13 protein-coding genes are annotated in these 15,598 nt (G+C 64.9%); 10 read left to right on the forward strand and 3 right to left on the reverse strand.

Annotated elements, in window-relative coordinates:
- Positions 1 to 96: 96 nt before the first annotated feature.
- The 7 genes from GTH22_RS16250 (at position 97) to queG (ending at position 10,672) form a co-directional block, all read left to right on the forward strand.
- Positions 97 to 1,533, forward strand: a complete 1,437-nt coding sequence (locus GTH22_RS16250) for an NAD(P)-dependent oxidoreductase (protein ID WP_252946561.1) — start codon at positions 97 to 99, stop codon at positions 1,531 to 1,533.
- Positions 1,534 to 1,701: 168 nt separating this feature from the next.
- On the forward strand, positions 1,702 to 2,415 hold the full coding sequence (locus GTH22_RS16255; RefSeq protein ID WP_252946562.1) for a hypothetical protein: 714 nt from the start codon (positions 1,702 to 1,704) through the stop codon (positions 2,413 to 2,415).
- A gap of 11 nt (positions 2,416 to 2,426) precedes the next feature.
- On the forward strand, positions 2,427 to 6,968 hold the full coding sequence (gene gltB, locus GTH22_RS16260) for a glutamate synthase large subunit (RefSeq protein ID WP_252946563.1): 4,542 nt from the start codon (positions 2,427 to 2,429) through the stop codon (positions 6,966 to 6,968).
- 255 nt (positions 6,969 to 7,223) lie between these two features.
- On the forward strand, positions 7,224 to 8,066 hold the full coding sequence (locus GTH22_RS16265) for a Hint domain-containing protein (RefSeq protein WP_252946564.1): 843 nt from the start codon (positions 7,224 to 7,226) through the stop codon (positions 8,064 to 8,066).
- Between the two features lie 40 nt (positions 8,067 to 8,106).
- Positions 8,107 to 8,853 (forward strand): monofunctional biosynthetic peptidoglycan transglycosylase, encoded by a 747-nt coding sequence (gene mtgA, locus GTH22_RS16270; protein ID WP_252946565.1) that lies wholly within the window; start codon positions 8,107 to 8,109, stop codon positions 8,851 to 8,853.
- 57 nt (positions 8,854 to 8,910) lie between these two features.
- A complete protein-coding gene (locus tag GTH22_RS16275) occupies positions 8,911 to 9,579 on the forward strand; it encodes a glutathione S-transferase family protein (RefSeq protein WP_252946566.1) in 669 nt (222 codons plus the stop codon).
- Positions 9,580 to 9,652: 73 nt separating this feature from the next.
- Positions 9,653 to 10,672 (forward strand): tRNA epoxyqueuosine(34) reductase QueG, encoded by a 1,020-nt coding sequence (gene queG, locus GTH22_RS16280; RefSeq protein WP_252946567.1) that lies wholly within the window; start codon positions 9,653 to 9,655, stop codon positions 10,670 to 10,672.
- 27 nt (positions 10,673 to 10,699) lie between these two features.
- Here queG and GTH22_RS16285 read toward each other — a convergent pair whose 3' ends face one another.
- Together GTH22_RS16285 and GTH22_RS16290 are read right to left on the reverse strand one after the other, a co-directional pair.
- The gene (locus GTH22_RS16285) at positions 10,700 to 11,401 is read right to left on the reverse strand and encodes a response regulator (protein WP_252947661.1); all 702 of its coding nucleotides are present in this window, start codon (positions 11,399 to 11,401) and stop codon (positions 10,700 to 10,702) included.
- Positions 11,402 to 11,409: 8 nt separating this feature from the next.
- Positions 11,410 to 11,916 carry a MarR family winged helix-turn-helix transcriptional regulator gene (locus GTH22_RS16290; protein WP_252946568.1) on the reverse strand — a complete coding sequence of 169 codons (507 nt, stop codon included), beginning with the start codon at positions 11,914 to 11,916 and terminating at the stop codon, positions 11,410 to 11,412.
- 159 nt (positions 11,917 to 12,075) lie between these two features.
- Here GTH22_RS16290 and GTH22_RS16295 point away from each other — a divergent pair, with 159 nt between their 5' ends.
- From GTH22_RS16295 to GTH22_RS16305, 3 genes are all read left to right on the forward strand, one after another.
- Positions 12,076 to 12,945, forward strand: coding sequence for a branched-chain amino acid aminotransferase (locus GTH22_RS16295; protein ID WP_252946569.1), 870 nt, complete (start codon positions 12,076 to 12,078; stop codon positions 12,943 to 12,945).
- Positions 12,946 to 13,002: 57 nt separating this feature from the next.
- Positions 13,003 to 13,449, forward strand: coding sequence for a hypothetical protein (locus GTH22_RS16300; protein WP_252946570.1), 447 nt, complete (start codon positions 13,003 to 13,005; stop codon positions 13,447 to 13,449).
- Positions 13,450 to 13,513: 64 nt separating this feature from the next.
- The gene (locus GTH22_RS16305) at positions 13,514 to 14,422 is read left to right on the forward strand and encodes a DMT family transporter (protein ID WP_252946571.1); all 909 of its coding nucleotides are present in this window, start codon (positions 13,514 to 13,516) and stop codon (positions 14,420 to 14,422) included.
- Positions 14,423 to 14,447: 25 nt separating this feature from the next.
- Here GTH22_RS16305 and GTH22_RS16310 read toward each other — a convergent pair whose 3' ends face one another.
- On the reverse strand, positions 14,448 to 15,587 hold the full coding sequence (locus GTH22_RS16310) for a HupE/UreJ family protein (protein WP_252946572.1): 1,140 nt from the start codon (positions 15,585 to 15,587) through the stop codon (positions 14,448 to 14,450).
- Between the last annotated feature and the right edge of the window lie 11 nt (positions 15,588 to 15,598).

Genomic DNA, 15,598 nt, shown 5'->3' on the forward strand with positions numbered 1-15,598 from the left:
GCGAGGCTATGCCGAATGACGAAAATAGGTCAGTGCGGCTGACTTTTATTCGATCCCGCGAGCGTGTAGGGATGCGGAGACAGACAAGGAGACGTCATGGCCAAGCAGCCCATGCTGAAATTCGTCGAGCTAGAACGCCAGATGCCCGAGAAGCGGGAGGCCAATCTACGCGCACAGGATTTCCAAGAGATTTACGCAGAGTTTGCCACCGAGCGCGCCGAAGAACAATCGAGCCGGTGCAGCCAATGCGGCGTGCCCTATTGCCAGAGCCACTGCCCGCTGCACAACAACATCCCCGACTGGCTCCGCCTCACCGCCACCGGGCGGCTGAAAGAGGCCTACGAGCTGAGCCAGGCGACCAACACCTTTCCCGAGATCTGCGGCCGCATCTGCCCGCAGGACCGGCTGTGCGAAGGCAACTGCGTGATCGAGCAGTCGGGCCACGGCACGGTGACGATCGGGTCGGTGGAGAAGTACATCACTGATACCGCTTGGGAAAACGGCTGGGTCGAGCCGCCGAAGCCGCATGAGGAGCGCCCCGAGAGCGTGGGCATCATCGGCGCGGGCCCCGGCGGGCTGGCGGCGGCGGACCTGCTGCGGCGGGCTGGCGTGCAGGTGACGGTCTATGACCGCTACGACCGCGCGGGCGGGCTGATGACCTACGGTATCCCCGGCTTCAAGCTGGAGAAGGACATTGTGATGCGCCGCAACAAGCAGCTCGAAGATGGCGGCGTGACCTTCAAGCTCGATTGCAACGTGGGCGAGGACATCTCTTTCGAGGAGATCCAGAAGGCCCATGGTGCGGTGATCATCGCCACCGGCGTCTACAAGACGCGCGAGCTTCAGGCCCCCGGTGTGGGCGCCGAAGGTATCGTGAAAGCCATTGATTTCCTTACAGCTTCCAACAAGAAGAGCTTTGGCGACACGGTGCCTGAGTTCGAGAACGGGACGCTGAATGCGGAGGGCAAGAACGTGGTCGTCATCGGGGGTGGCGACACCGCGATGGACTGCGTGCGGACCTCGATCCGGCAGGGCGCGAAGAGCGTGAAATGCCTGTATCGCCGGGACCGCGCCAACATGCCCGGGTCGCAGCGCGAAGTGGCCAATGCGGAAGAGGAGGGCGTTGAGTTCGTCTGGCTCTCTGCGCCAAAGGGTTTTACCGGCGACAAGACCGTCGAAGGGGTGATGGTGCAGAAGATGCGCCTTGGTCAGCCCGACGCCTCTGGCCGCCAAAGCCCTGAGATCATTGAGGGTTCGGACTACGTGGAGAAGGCCGACCTGGTCATTCAGGCGCTGGGTTTCGAGCCGGAAGAACTGCCGAAACTGTGGGATCAGCCCGAGCTTCAGGTGACGCGCTGGGGCACGGTGAAGGCCGATTTCCTGACCCATGAGACGCCGATGCCCAATGTTTATGCCGTGGGCGACATCCAGCGCGGCGCGAGCCTTGTTGTCTGGGCAATCCGCGACGGGCGGGAGGCGGCAGAGGCCATTGTGAACAAGTTCGACGCGGCCCGTGCGGTGGCGGCAGAATAGACGGCAGAAAGGCAAAAGGTCACAGGCACAACCCGTACACAACCTGTGCACAGCCTGTGCATACGCCAAAGATTAAAGGTCAGTCTGGGTGACGCAACACCTTGACTGGCCTTTCCGACCCTAAAGGTCAGCATGGCTGACCTGCGACAGCGAGAGAGTTAACGGCACGTGAAGACCGCTCTGACATCCATGGCCATCACCCTTGCCGCCGCCATGGCGGCAGGCGAGGCCCGGGCCCAGGCCACCAACCCGCCCGCGGGCTGCACCGGCTTTCTGACCGTGCAGACACGGGCCTGCACCGTGTCGCATTACTGGCGCTGCGAGGCGGCCCCCGAGGGCACCGTTTGGGAGGTGTCGCACGACCTCGACGGGCCGGTGAGCCAGCATGTCTATGACCGCGAGTTCCAGTGGGTGGATGCCTTCTACTTCAACACCGGAACCAGCGAGCGCCTGTTCGAGGCCGGGCCCGACCCGATCAGCATGAGCGAGCTGCTGGAAAAGGGCGTGGACACCTACGACTTTACCACCATCGAGCAGACCGGCGACGAGGCGGTGAAGCTCAACACCAAGGGCCGCGACGAGGCGACCGGCAAGACCGAGGTGATCGACGGGGTGACACTGCACACCTTTACCGTCAACTCCGAGACCCGCGACGAGAACGGCGACCTCGTGTTTGCCGCAACGGGCAAGCAATACGTGCTGAAGGAGGAGCGGCTCTTCATGCTGGGGCAGGAGAGCTACTTTGACGGCGAAGAGCAATGGCAGGAAGACAACACGCCGCGGGAGTTCATCTTTCCCGGCGAAAAGGGGTTTACCGATTTTCGGCCCCGCTACGGATGCAACGCGCTACAGGCGGGCCTTGTCCTGCCCGACAGCCAGTGAAGGAGACCACCATGACCAAGTATGACGAGGCCTGGGCTGCCGAACATGAGCAGCAGCGCAAGTGGCTCAGCGAGAACGGCATGTACCACGAGAGCGAGGAGAAATCCTCCTGCGGCGTGGGGCTTGTGGTGTCGATCGACGGCAAGCCGAGCCGCAAGGTGGTGGAAAGCGGGATTCAGGCGCTGAAGGCGATCTGGCACCGGGGCGCGGTGGATGCCGATGGCAAGACCGGGGACGGCGCGGGCATTCATGTGCAGATTCCGGTGAGCTTCTTCTACGACCAGATCGAGCGCACCGGGCACCTGCCCGACAAGAACAAGCTCATTGCCGTGGGCCAGATCTTTTTGCCGCGCACCGACTTTGGCGCGCAGGAGCGGGCGCGGACCATCGTGGAAGCCGAGGTGCTTCGGATGGGCTATTACATTTACGGCTGGCGGCACGTGCCGGTGGACATCACCTGCCTTGGCGAGAAGGCCAACGCGACGCGGCCCGAGATCGAGCAGATCCTGATTTCGAACATCAAGGACGTGGACGAAGAGACCTTCGAGCGGGAGCTTTACGTGATCCGCCGGCGGATCGAGAAGGCGGCGGCGAATGCGCATCTGCCGGCCTTCTACGTGTGTTCGCTGAGCTGCCGCAGCATCATCTACAAGGGGATGATGCTGGCCGAGCAGGTGGCCGAGTTCTACCCCGACCTGATGGACGAGCGGTTCGAGAGCGCCTTTGCGATCTATCACCAGCGCTACTCCACCAACACCTTCCCGCAGTGGTGGCTGGCGCAGCCCTTCCGCATGTTGGCCCACAACGGTGAGATCAACACCATCAAGGGCAACATGAACTGGATGAAGAGCCATGAGATCCGCATGGCCAGTTCGACCTTTGGCGACATGGCCGACGAGATCAAGCCGATCATCCCGCAGGGTGCGAGCGACTCTGCCGCGCTGGATGCGGTGTTCGAGGTGCTGGTGCGGGCCGGACGCTCTGCGCCGATGGCGAAGACGATGCTGGTGCCCGAGAGCTGGAGCAAGCAGGCCGTGGAGCTGCCCGAGGAATGGCGCGACATGTACAGCTACTGCAACTCGGTGATGGAGCCATGGGACGGCCCCGCCGCCCTGGCCATGACCGATGGCCGCTGGGTGTGCGGCGGGCTCGACCGGAACGGGCTGCGTCCGATGCGCTATGTCGTCACCGGCGACGGGCTGCTGATTGCCGGCTCCGAGGCCGGGATGGTGACGATTGACGAGTCGGTGGTGCGCGAGAAGGGCGCCCTCGGGCCGGGGCAGATGATTGCCGTCGACATGAAGAAAGGCCTGCTGTTCCACGACACCGAGATTAAGGACAAGCTCTCCCGGGCGCTGCCCTTCGGAGAGTGGGTCGGCAAGATCAACGATCTGGAAGAGGCGCTGGGCGAGCTGAACGAAGCGCCGCTGTTCACCGGCGATGCGCTGCGCAAGCGGCAGATTGCGGCGGGCTATTCGATTGAGGACCTCGAGCAGGTGCTTGCGCCGATGGCCGAGGACGGCAAGGAGATGGTGGCGAGCATGGGCGATGACACGCCCTCTGCGGTGCTGTCGAAGAAGTATCGCCCGTTGAGCCATTTCTTCCGTCAGAACTTCAGCCAGGTGACCAACCCGCCGATCGACAGCCTGCGCGAGTATCGGGTGATGAGCCTGAAGACGCGGTTCGGCAACCTGAAGAACGTGCTGGATGAAGACAGCAGCCAGACCGAGATCATCGTGCTGGAGAGCCCCTTTGTGGCCAATGCGCAGTTCGAGGAGCTGGTGAAGCACTTCAACGCGGAGATGTGCGAGATTGATTGCACCTTCCCGCGCGACGGTGGCCCCCATGCCCTGCAGGAAGGGCTGGAGCGTATCCGGGCCGAGGCGCAGGATGCGGTGCGCTCGGGGTCGGGGCACATTGTGCTGACCGACCAGCATTCGGGCGAAGACCGGATTGCGATGCCGATGATCCTTGCCACCAGCGCCGTGCACAGCGGGCTGACGGCGAAGGGGCTGCGGACCTTCTGCTCGCTCGGCGTGCGCTCGGCGGAGTGCCTTGATCCGCATTACTTTGCGGTGCTCATCGGCTGTGGCGCGACCATCGTGAACGCCTACCTCGCCGAAGATTCGCTGGCCGACCGCATCGAGCGGGGTCTGCTCGACATGACCCTGACGGAGGCCGTGGCCAAGTATCGCGAGGCGATCGACCAGGGCCTGCTGAAGATCATGTCGAAGATGGGGATCTCGGTGGTGTCGTCCTATCGCGGCGGGCTGAACTTTGAGGCCGTGGGCCTGAGCCGGGCCATGGTGGCGGAGTTCTTCCCCGGCATGACCAGCCGGATCAGCGGCATCGGTGTGCCCGGCATTCAGAAGAAGGCCGAGGAGATTCACGCTGCGGGCTGGCTGAAGGGCGCGACCCCGGTGCTGCCGGTGGGCGGCATCTACAAGGCGCGGCGTTCGGGCGAGACCCATGCGTGGGAAGCGTCATCCATGCATCTGCTGCAAAGCGCCTGCGACCGTGGCTCCTTTGAGGTGTGGAAGCAGTATAGCGCCAAGATGCAGGCCAACCCGCCGATCCACCTGCGCGACCTGCTGGCGATCAAGCCGCTGGGCGAGCCAATTCCGGTGGAGCAGGTCGAGAGCGTGACGGCCATTCGGAAGCGGTTCGTGACGCCGGGGATGAGCCTTGGGGCGCTGTCGCCCGAGGCACATAAAACGCTGAACGTGGCGATGAACCGGATTGGCGCGAAGTCGGACTCGGGCGAGGGTGGTGAAGATCCGGCGCATTTTGTGCCGGAGCCGAACGGCGACAACCCCTCTGCGAAGATCAAGCAGGTGGCTTCGGGGCGCTTTGGTGTGACCGCCGAGTATCTGAACCACTGCGAGGAGCTTGAGATCAAGGTGGCGCAGGGCGCCAAGCCCGGCGAGGGCGGGCAGTTGCCCGGCATGAAGGTAACCGACCTGATTGCCCGGCTGCGGCACTCGACCAAGGGGGTGACGCTGATTTCGCCGCCGCCGCACCATGACATCTACTCGATCGAAGACCTCGCGCAGCTGATCTACGACCTCAAGCAGATCAACCCGACGGTGAAGGTGACGGTGAAGCTCGTCGCCTCTTCCGGCGTCGGCACGATTGCGGCGGGTGTGGCGAAGGCCAAGGCCGATAACATCCTAATCTCGGGGCACAATGGCGGCACGGGTGCCTCCCCGGCGACCTCGATCAAATACGCTGGTCTGCCCTGGGAAATGGGGCTGACGGAGGCGCATCAGGTGTTGAGCCTGAACAACCTGCGGAGCCGCATCACCCTGAGGACGGATGGTGGCCTGCGCACGGGGCGTGACATCGTGATGGCCGCGATGATGGGGGCCGAAGAGTATGGCATCGGCACCGCGGCGCTGATCGCCATGGGCTGCATCATGGTGCGCCAGTGCCAGTCCAACACCTGCCCTGTCGGCGTGTGCACCCAGCGGGAAGATCTGCGCGAGAAGTTCACCGGCAATGCCGACAAGGTGGTGAACCTCATCACCTTCTACGCGCAGGAGGTGCGGGAGATCCTGGCCTCGATCGGCGCGCGGAGCCTTGCCGAAGTGATCGGCCGGGCCGACCTGCTCGGGCAGGTGAGCCGTGGCTCGGCGCATCTGGACGATCTCGACCTGAACCCGCTGCTGATCTGCGTCGATGGCGCGGACAAGGTGGATTACACGGTGGAGCGCCCGCGTAACCCGGTGCCCGATACGCTGGATGCGCAGATCGTGCAGGATGCCAAGCGGTTCCTGCGGGATGGCGAGAAGATGCAGCTGCAATATGCGGTGCAGAACACGCATCGGACCGTGGGCACGCGCACCTCGAGCCATATCGTGCAGAACTTCGGGATGCGGAACGCCTTCTTGCCGAACCATCTGACGGTGAAGCTCTCGGGCTCTGCCGGGCAGTCGCTTGGGGCCTTTGCCGCGCCCGGCCTGAAGCTGGAAGTGGCGGGCGACGCCAACGACTACGTGGGCAAGGGGTTGAGCGGGGGCACCGTGGTTGTGCGCCCGACCATGAGCAGCCCGTTGACGGCATCGGACAACACGATCATCGGCAACACGGTGCTTTACGGCGCGACCGACGGCTATCTCTACGCCGCCGGCCGGGCGGGCGAGCGCTTTGCGGTGCGCAACTCGGGCGCCAAGACGGTGATCGAGGGCTGCGGCTCCAACGGGTGTGAATACATGACCGGCGGTGTGGCGGTGATCCTCGGCAGCATCGGGGCCAACTTCGGCGCCGGGATGACCGGCGGCATGGCCTATCTCTACGACCCGGACGGCAAGGCGCACGACATGATGAACATGGAGACGCTGGTGACGAACCCGGTGACGGTGGATTACTGGGAGGAGCAGCTCAAGCGCCTGGTGACCAACCACCTCGAAGAGACCAAGAGCCGCCGGGCCGAGCTGATCCTTCAGCACTGGGAGAGCGAGCTGCCGCATTTCATTCAGGTTTGCCCGAAGGAAATGCTGAAGAACCTGGCCCACCCGCTGACGCTGGAAAAGGGCGCTGTTCCGGCGGAATAGAGCCTGTTTGCATAGGTGAGTCCGGCCCACCGACGGATTGGGGGCGGCCTTGGGCTGCCCCCTTTTTCATGGCCGTTCGCGCCCCGCCAATTATGGCATCACTGCCCCGTTCTCTCCCTCAGGGTGCCAATTTCCGATGAGAGAAACAGTGTGTTGCCGCCGTGGGGGCGGGTAATGACGGGGGCAGAAATGCCGACATATACAGACCAGTTCTACATCCTTGATCCGGCCAATCCGCCTTCTGCAGGGTCGCAGATGAATTGGCAGATGATGACGCTGAATGACGCCAACAACGATGGCGACATCGACCGCTTCAACAATGACAGCGTGAACGGCAGCGATGTGACCGCCTCCTATCCGGGGGATACGGTCACGGTTTACCAGGCCGGGGTCGGCACGATCACCTATACCGGCACGACCTTCTACCTTGCCAATGGCACCCAGGTCTTTACCCCGACCGACGGGCAGACGCTGGTGATGAACGGCACGCTGGTGGGCACGACCTACGTGAACGGGCAGGGGCCGCTCTTGGTGAGCAACCTCGGGCCGCCCTGCTTTGCGCCGGGCACGATGATTGCCTGCGAGGGCGGTGCGCGGCCGGTGGAGAGCCTGAAGGCCGGCGACAGGGTGCTGACCCGCGACCGGGGGCTGTTGCCGCTGGTCTGGGTGGGCAGCAAGAGCGTGGCCGGGCTGGGAGACTTTGCGCCGATACGGATTCGGGCCGGGGCGCTGGGCAACAGCCGCGACCTCGTGGTGTCGCCGCAGCACCGGATCCTGATCGAGGGCTGGCGGGCGGAGATGTGTTTTGGCGAGGCGGAGGTGCTGGTTTCGGCCAAGAGCCTCATCGGCCATGACGGGGTGCACAGCGCGCCCTGCCGCGAGGTGACATGGTGGCACCTGATGTTCGACAGCCACGAGATCATCGAGGCCGAGGGCGTGCCGACCGAGAGCTTCGATCCGGGCGGCGACTTTGCCCGCGAGGACTGCGAGACCCGCGCGGAACTGGCCGCGCTTTTCCCCGAGATGCTCGACCGCCCCTTTGTGCCGGTGAGCCGCCCTGTGATCCGCACGCACGACGCGGCCGCGCTTTTTGCCTGACGGGTTTTCCCGGCTGCGGCGGCGGCGTATAGCAGGAACGATGGCGCGGGAGAGCAAGGCAAGGAAGGGCTCTGGCAAGAGCAAGCGGACGAGGGCGCAGGTGCCTCCGGTGCGCCGGGCGTGGCGTTGGTTCATGCGGCGGCTGGCGCTGGTGGTTGCGGTGCCCTTCGTGCTGCTTTTCGTGCTGGTGCTGCTGTTCAGCTTTCTCGATCCGCCGACGACCCACACGATCTGGTCGGAGAAGCGCCGGTTGGGCGACATCGACCGCCAGTGGATCGGGATCGAGGAGGTGGCGCCTTCGGCGGTGCGGGCCGTGGTGGCGGCGGAGGATGCGAACTACTGCCTGCACTGGGGCTTCGACGTGGATGCGATCCGCGATGCGCTGGAGGATGGCGGCAATCGCGGGGCCTCGACGATCAGCCAGCAGACGGTGAAGAACGTGTTCCTGTGGCAGGGGCGGAGCTGGTTTCGCAAGGCGCTGGAGGCGCTGATCACCCCGGTGGCCGAGGCGGTGTGGAGCAAGCGGCGGATGCTGGAGATCTACCTGAACGTGGCGGAGTTCGACGAGGGCGTGTTTGGCATCGACGCCGCCGCCTATCATTACTTCGGGGTGCCGCCCAAGCAGCTGACGCCGATGCAGGGGGCGCTGCTTGCCGGCGTGCTGCCCAACCCGAAGAACCGCTCGGCCTCGCGGCCCACCGGCAACCAGCGCAAGCGGGCCGCCCGCATTGCCGACGGGGCCGCCACCATTGCCGCCGACGGGCGGGCTGCCTGTTTCGAGGATTGAAGGTAAGGCCTGCGCCGCGTTATCACGGGGCGCGATTAACGAATTTCGGGGGAACCCATGAGCAGCCGCCTTTACCACGTTCCGCTTTCACCTTTCTGCCGCAAGGTCCGGCTTGTCATGGCCGAGAAGCGGCTTGAGGTGGAGCTGGTGGAAGAACGCTACTGGGAGCAGGAGCCGGACTTTCTGCGCCGCAATCCGGCCGGGAAGGTGCCTGTTCTGCGCTACAATGGGCAGATGATGGCCGAGAGCCAACCGATCTGCGAATACCTCGAGGACAAGCACCCGGAGCCGGCGCTGATGCCGAAGGACTCGGAAGGGCGCTACGAGGTGCGGCGGATCTGTGCCTGGTTCGACGACAAGTTTCACCACGAGGTCACGGCGAACCTGCTCTACGAGCGGGTGAACAAGAAGGTGATGGGGCAGGGCTACCCCGAGAGCCGCAATGTTAAGGCCGGGGCGAAGGCGATCAAGTATCACCTCGATTACATGGCCTGGCTGCTGGACCAGCGGCGCTGGCTGGCTGGCGATGCGATGAGCCTTGCCGATTTCACCGCTGCCGCCCATCTGAGCGCGCTGGACTACATCAGCGATGTGGACTGGAACCGGAGCGAGAACGTGAAAGACTGGTATGCGAAAATCAAATCGCGCCCGGCCTTTCGTGGGCTTCTGGCCGACCAGGTGCCGGGCTTTCCGCCGCCGCCGCATTATGCCGATCTGGATTTCTGAGATCGGCTGTCGGACGGGGCGCTGCCCCCCGAACCCCCCGGAGATATTTTCAGCAAGAAAATGGGGCGGGGTGGTGAAGGACGCCATCGTTGCACGTGCGCTTGAGGAAGGGTTCTCGCTGTGCCGCGTGGCGCGGGCGGCGCCGTTTGAGCGGGTGCCGGAGTGGCTGAGGGCCTTCTTGCGGGAGGGGCGCCATGGCGAGATGGGGTGGATGGAGCGCCGGGTGGAGTGGCGTGAGGACCCCACGGCACTCTGGCCCGAGGCCCGGAGCATTCTGGTTTTGGGGGAGAGTTACGGGCCCGAGTTTGACCCGCTCGAGGCGCTGGGCGAGGGCGAGCGGGGGTTGATCTCGGCCTATGCGCGCGGGCGCGATTACCACGATATCGTCAAGAAGCGGCTGAAGCGGTTGGGGCGCTGGGTGATTGACGAGTTCGGGGGGGAGATAAAGGTTTTTGTCGATACCGCCCCGGTGGCGGAGAAGCCGCTGGCGCAGGCGGCGGGGCTGGGGTGGCAGGGGAAGCATACCAACCTCGTGAGCCGGGAGATGGGGTCGTGGTTTTTCATCGGGTCGGTCTTCAGCACGCTGGAGATCGAGCCTGATCCGGCGGAAGTGGACCATTGCGGCAATTGCCGGCGGTGTCTGGATGTCTGCCCGACGGAGGCCTTTCCGGCGCCCTATCAGCTCGATGCGCGGCGCTGCATTTCCTACCTGACCATCGAGCACGCGGGGCCGGTGGATGAGGCGTTGCGGGGGAAGATGGGCAACCGGATCTATGGCTGCGACGATTGCCTTGCGGTCTGCCCGTGGAACAAGTTCGCCGTGGCGGCGGCGGACATGAGATATCACGGTGGGTTAGAGACTGATTTGCCGGATCTGGCGGAGCTGGCCGGGCTGGATGATGCGGCGTTTCGGGCGCGGTTTTCCGGCTCGCCGATCAAGCGGATCGGGCGGGGGCGGTTTGTGCGGAACGTGCTCTATGCGATCGGCAACAGCGGGGCGGCGCGGTTCAGGCCAGTGGCGCAGGGGTTGTGCGAGGACGGCGACCCGGTGGTGGCGGATGCGGCGAAGTGGGCGGTGGCGCAGCTTTCGTAGGGCGGGACTTGTCCCGCCTTCGGCGGCTCAATCGGGGGCGAGCATGTAGCCTTCGCCGCGCACGGTTTGCAGGTAGCGGGGTTGCTTGGGGTCGGCCTCGATCTTGCGGCGGAGCCGTGTGATCTGGACATCGACGGCGCGTTCCTGGGCCTGGCCGCCATCGCGCCCCAAGTCTTCGACCAGCTTGTTGCGGGTGACGGCAGCGCCGGGCTGGGCGGAGAAGATGCGCATAAGGGCGGATTCGGTGGCCGTCAGCCGGACCATCTCTTCGCCCTTCCACATTTCGCCCCGGGCGACATCGTAGCGGACCGGGCCGAGGGAGAGCACCTTGGGGCCGGTGTCGAGCGCGATTTCGGTGGGCACGCGGCGCAGGATGGCGTTGATGCGGAGCAGCAGCTCCTTTGGCTCGAAGGGCTTGGCGAGGTAATCGTCGGCCCCTGCCTCGAGCCCGGCGATCCGGTCTTCGGTTTCGCCCTTGGCGGTGAGCAGCAGGATCGGGGTGGTCAGCTTTTCGCGCAGGGCGCGGGTCAGCTCGACGCCGGTTTCGCCCGGCATCATCACGTCCATCACGATCAGGTCGAATTCGAGCCCGGCCAGCAGGCGGCGGGCGTGGGCGGCGTCACGCGCGGAGGTGGTGATGAAGCCGTGGCGGAGCAGGAACTTCTGCAACAGCCCGCGAATACGCTCGTCATCATCGACGATCAGCAAGTGGGCGTCGCATTGGTCTATGTTCACTGTCAGCTTCCCTCCTTCAATGCGGTATAGTGATGCCGCATCTCCGGGTCCATCATCGCTTCGAGCACGGTGCGAAAGCCAATCACGGCTTCGGGACCGGCATGGCGGAAGGCCGAGCGCATCCGGTCGCGCTGGGCGTCGGACAGGCGGCGCTCGAGCTGGGTGCCGGCCTCGGTGAGGTGGAGGTGGCGCTCGCGCCGGTCCTGCCGGCCGACGCGGCTTTCGACCAGGCCATCCTCGATCAGGGTGCGCAGCACCCGGTTGAGCGACTGCTTGGTGACGCCGAGGATCGAGAGCAGGTTGTTGACGGTGGTGCCGGGCGAGCGATGGATGAAGTGCACCGCGCGGTGGTGCGCCCGCCCGTAGCCGAGCTCGTCGAGGATGCGGTCGGGGTCTGCGGTGAACCCGCGGTAGGCAAAGAACATTGCCTCGATTCCCTTGCGCAGCTGTTCATCGGTGAGGAACAGCAGGCTTTCGGAGGTCTGCGGGTTGCCGGGGCCGTCGGCCATGGTGTTGTCCTTGCTGGATTTCTCCTCTTGGGCCGCGATATTATGTCAGCCTTGTTGACTTTCCAAGGCTGGATTGGTAGCGAATCGCAGGTTTCGCGCAAGATTATGTCCGGGTCGGACCTTTGGCGCGCAACATTCGATAATATGGAGGATGGTCTGATGGCTGGTGCCTACGATGACCGCGACGGAAAGATCTGGATGGATGGCAAGCTGGTGGACTGGCGTAGCGCCAACGTACACCTGCTGACCCATGGGCTGCATTATGCCTCCAGCGTGTTCGAGGGCGAGCGCTGCTACAACGGCAAGATCTTCGAGAGCCGCAAGCACTCGGAGCGGCTGATTGCCTCTGCCAAGTGGCTCGACTTCGAGATTCCCTACACCGTGGACGAGCTGGAAGCGGCGAAATACGAGATGCTCAAGGCGAACGGCTGGACCGACGCCTATGTGCGCGCCGTGGCGTGGCGCGGTTCGGGCGAGGACATGGGTGTATCGTCGATCCGCAACCCCGTGCGCGTGGCCGTGGCCGGCTGGGAGTGGGGCAACTACTACGGCGATGCCAAGATGAAGGGTGCCAAGCTCGACGTGGCCAAGTGGAAGCGGCCGAGCCCCGAGACCATTCCGGTGCATGCCAAGGCCGCCGGGCTCTACATGATCTGCACCATGAGCAAGCATGAGGCCGAGGCCAAGGGCTGCTCGGATGCGCTGTTCATGGACTATCGCGGCTATGTGGCCGAGGCGACCGGGGCGAACATTTTTTTCGTGAAGGATGGCGAGGTGCACACGCCCAAGCCTGATTGCTTCCTCAACGGGATCACCCGGCAGACCGTGATCGGGATGCTGGAGGACCGGCAGATCAAGGTGCACGAGCGCCACATCATGCCCGAGGAGCTGGAAGGCTTCGAGCAGTGCTGGTTGACCGGCACCGCCGCCGAGGTGACGCCGGTGGGCCAGATCGGTGACTGGAAATTCGAGGTGGGCGCGCTGACCCGCGAGATCTCGGAGAGCTACGAGAAGCTGGTGCGCTCCTGAGCCACCGCTCTTAACCGGATTGAAAGGCAGCGCTGGGAGACTGGCGCTGCCTTTTTCATGCCGGAGGGCCAGGCCATGTGGGTCAGGCAGCTGTTGTACGGCCTCTTTCTTGCGATGCTCGTTGCGCTGCCCTCGGCGGTGACGCTGGGCTACTACACGCTGTCGGGCGATCCGAGCTTTCGGCCGCTGGCGCAAAGCGTGGAGAGCGCGGTGTTCAGCGGGACGCTGGAGGGCTCGCAATACATGCGGGTGCAGCTCAGGCTCCATGCGCCGACGCAGGCGCAGGGGCTGAGGATGGCGAAGCAGATGAAGCGGAGCCTGTCGGCCAAGGGGATCGACGCGCATGTGTTCGTGGCCGACATTCCGGCGCAGGAGCGGGCGGGGGTGGTGTTCATGATCCGCAGCAACCGGCTGGGGCCCTATCCGCTTTCGCGCGCGTCGGAGGGTATCCGGGCGGCGGTGGCGGCCTACCGGATGAACCCGCCGCCGGTGGAAGAGGGATGAATGCGCCTCGCATTCGGGTTCGGATCGTGGTCTAAGGCGGTGAAACCCGAACAGACGATCCTTTATGCGACCGCTCCTAGGCATCGCCCTCATTGTGGGCGGCACAGCAATTTTGACGATGATGAACGCCATGGTGAAGGCCGCCGAAGGCGTTCCTGTCGGGCAGACGATCTTCTTTCGTGCCGGGTTTTCGCTGCCGATGATCGCCATCTGGCTCGGCCTGCGGGGCGACCTGCCGGGCGGGCTGAAGGTGCAGAGCGTCCGGAGCCATGCGGTGCGGGCGATCGTGGGCTGCGGCGCGATGGGCTTGGGCTTTTTGGGGCTGCGCTACCTGCCGTTTCCGGAAGTGACGGCGCTGCGCTTCATCACGCCGATCTTCATCGTGATCCTCGCCGCGATCCTGCTGGGCGAATCCGTGCGGCTGCTGCGGATCAGCGCGGTGACGGTGGGGCTGATCGGGGTGCTCATCATCATGTGGCCGCGGCTCACCTTCGAGGGCGGCGACCGCGAGTTGATCGGCACGATGATGATCCTGGCCTCGGCGCTGCTGGCCTCGATGGCGCAGATCTTCGTGAAGGCCATGGCGGGGACCGAGTCGACCGCGGCGATTGTCTTCTACTTCTCGGGCACGGCGACCCTGCTGTCGCTGCTGACCATTCCCTTCGGCTGGGTCTGGCCGACCTCCTTCGAGTGGGTGCTGCTGGTGGGTTCGGGGCTGCTGGGCGGAGCGGGGCAGATCCTGATTACCTCGGCCTACCGCTACAGCGACGCCTCGATGCTGGCCCCCTTCACCTACAGCGCGATGATCTGGTCGCTGCTGCTGGGCTGGCTTGTGTTCGAGGAATATCCGACGGCGCAGATGCTCACCGGCGCGGTGCTGGTGATCGCGGCCGGCGGCTTCATCGTGTGGCGCGAGCAGAGGCTGGGCAAGGACCGGGCCGCGCGCGCCAAGCTGAACGCCACGATGAAGTGACCCGGCGCGCGCTGCCGGGGGGTGGTTAGAGCAGGGTGCGCTCGACCACCCAGTAAGCGGCAACGGCGGCGATGGCGAGCGAGGCCGGAATGGCGATGGCCTTGCGATACCAGGGCTTGTTGCCGAACCAGTAGCCGACCGTGAGGAAGGCGATGGCGATCACCGTGAGCTGGCCGATCTCGACCCCGATGTTGAAGCCGATCAGCCCGGTCACGAAGCGCGAAGGTTCCAGCCCGACATCGCCGAGCACAAAGGCAAACCCCAGCCCGTGCAGCAGGCCGAAGCAGGTGACGACCACGATGCGCCACCACCCCAGCCGCCCGCCGAAGATGTTTTCGACCGCAACATAGACGATGGAGGCGGCAATCAGCGGCTCGACGATGGAGGCCGGGATGAAGACGATCTTCAGGCTGGCCAGCGCGAGGGTGATGGTGTGGGCGAGGGTGAAGGCGGTGATCTGCCAGAGCAGCGGGCCGACCCGCAGCGAAAAGAAGAACAGGCCGAGCACGAAGAGGATGTGATCGAGCCCCTTGGGGATGATGTGCTCGAAGCCGACCACGATGTAGCGGCCGAAGAGCGGCAGCCAGCCCTCGGTGACGATCTCGCCGGTGCGGGGCAGGGGCTGGCTCTGGGCGCCGGGGTTGAGGAAGTCGGAGTAGGCATCTTCGCCGCCGCCGGTCTGGCGCAGGACGAGCGGCCCGAAGCCGGCCTTCCAGCCCACGGTGACGGGCGCGTCGCCCTCGGGCAGATCGCCCAGCAGGGTGAGCCGGGTGTCGCGGGGCAGGCTGAGGGGCATTTCCTCGAGCACTTCGGCGTTGGAGATTTCGAGTTCGACGGGCACTTCGCCGGCGAGGACGTTGAAATCCTGCCGCAGCTCGGGCCATGCGTCGTAGAGGGCTTGCAGCATCTCCTCGGCGGGCATTTCGCGGTAGCGGGTGTAGGCATCGCCCTCGGGCAGGTCATCGGTGTCGATGTTCTGGGTGCGGTCGATCCCGGCGAGCATGGCCTCGGCGGTGAGGGTCACGACAAGCTGCACCTGCGCGGGTGACACGGTGACATCGGCCACGGCCGGGTTCAGCTCGTGGGCGCGGCTCGCGGAGGCGTGGGTTGACACGAGAAGGGCAAGTGCCAGTGTCCGAAGGGTCTGCCACAGGGTTACATTCATGCGTCTAGTCT

It is taken from the genome of Oceanicola sp. 502str15, assembly GCF_024105635.1.
GTDB lineage: Bacteria > Pseudomonadota > Alphaproteobacteria > Rhodobacterales > Rhodobacteraceae > Vannielia.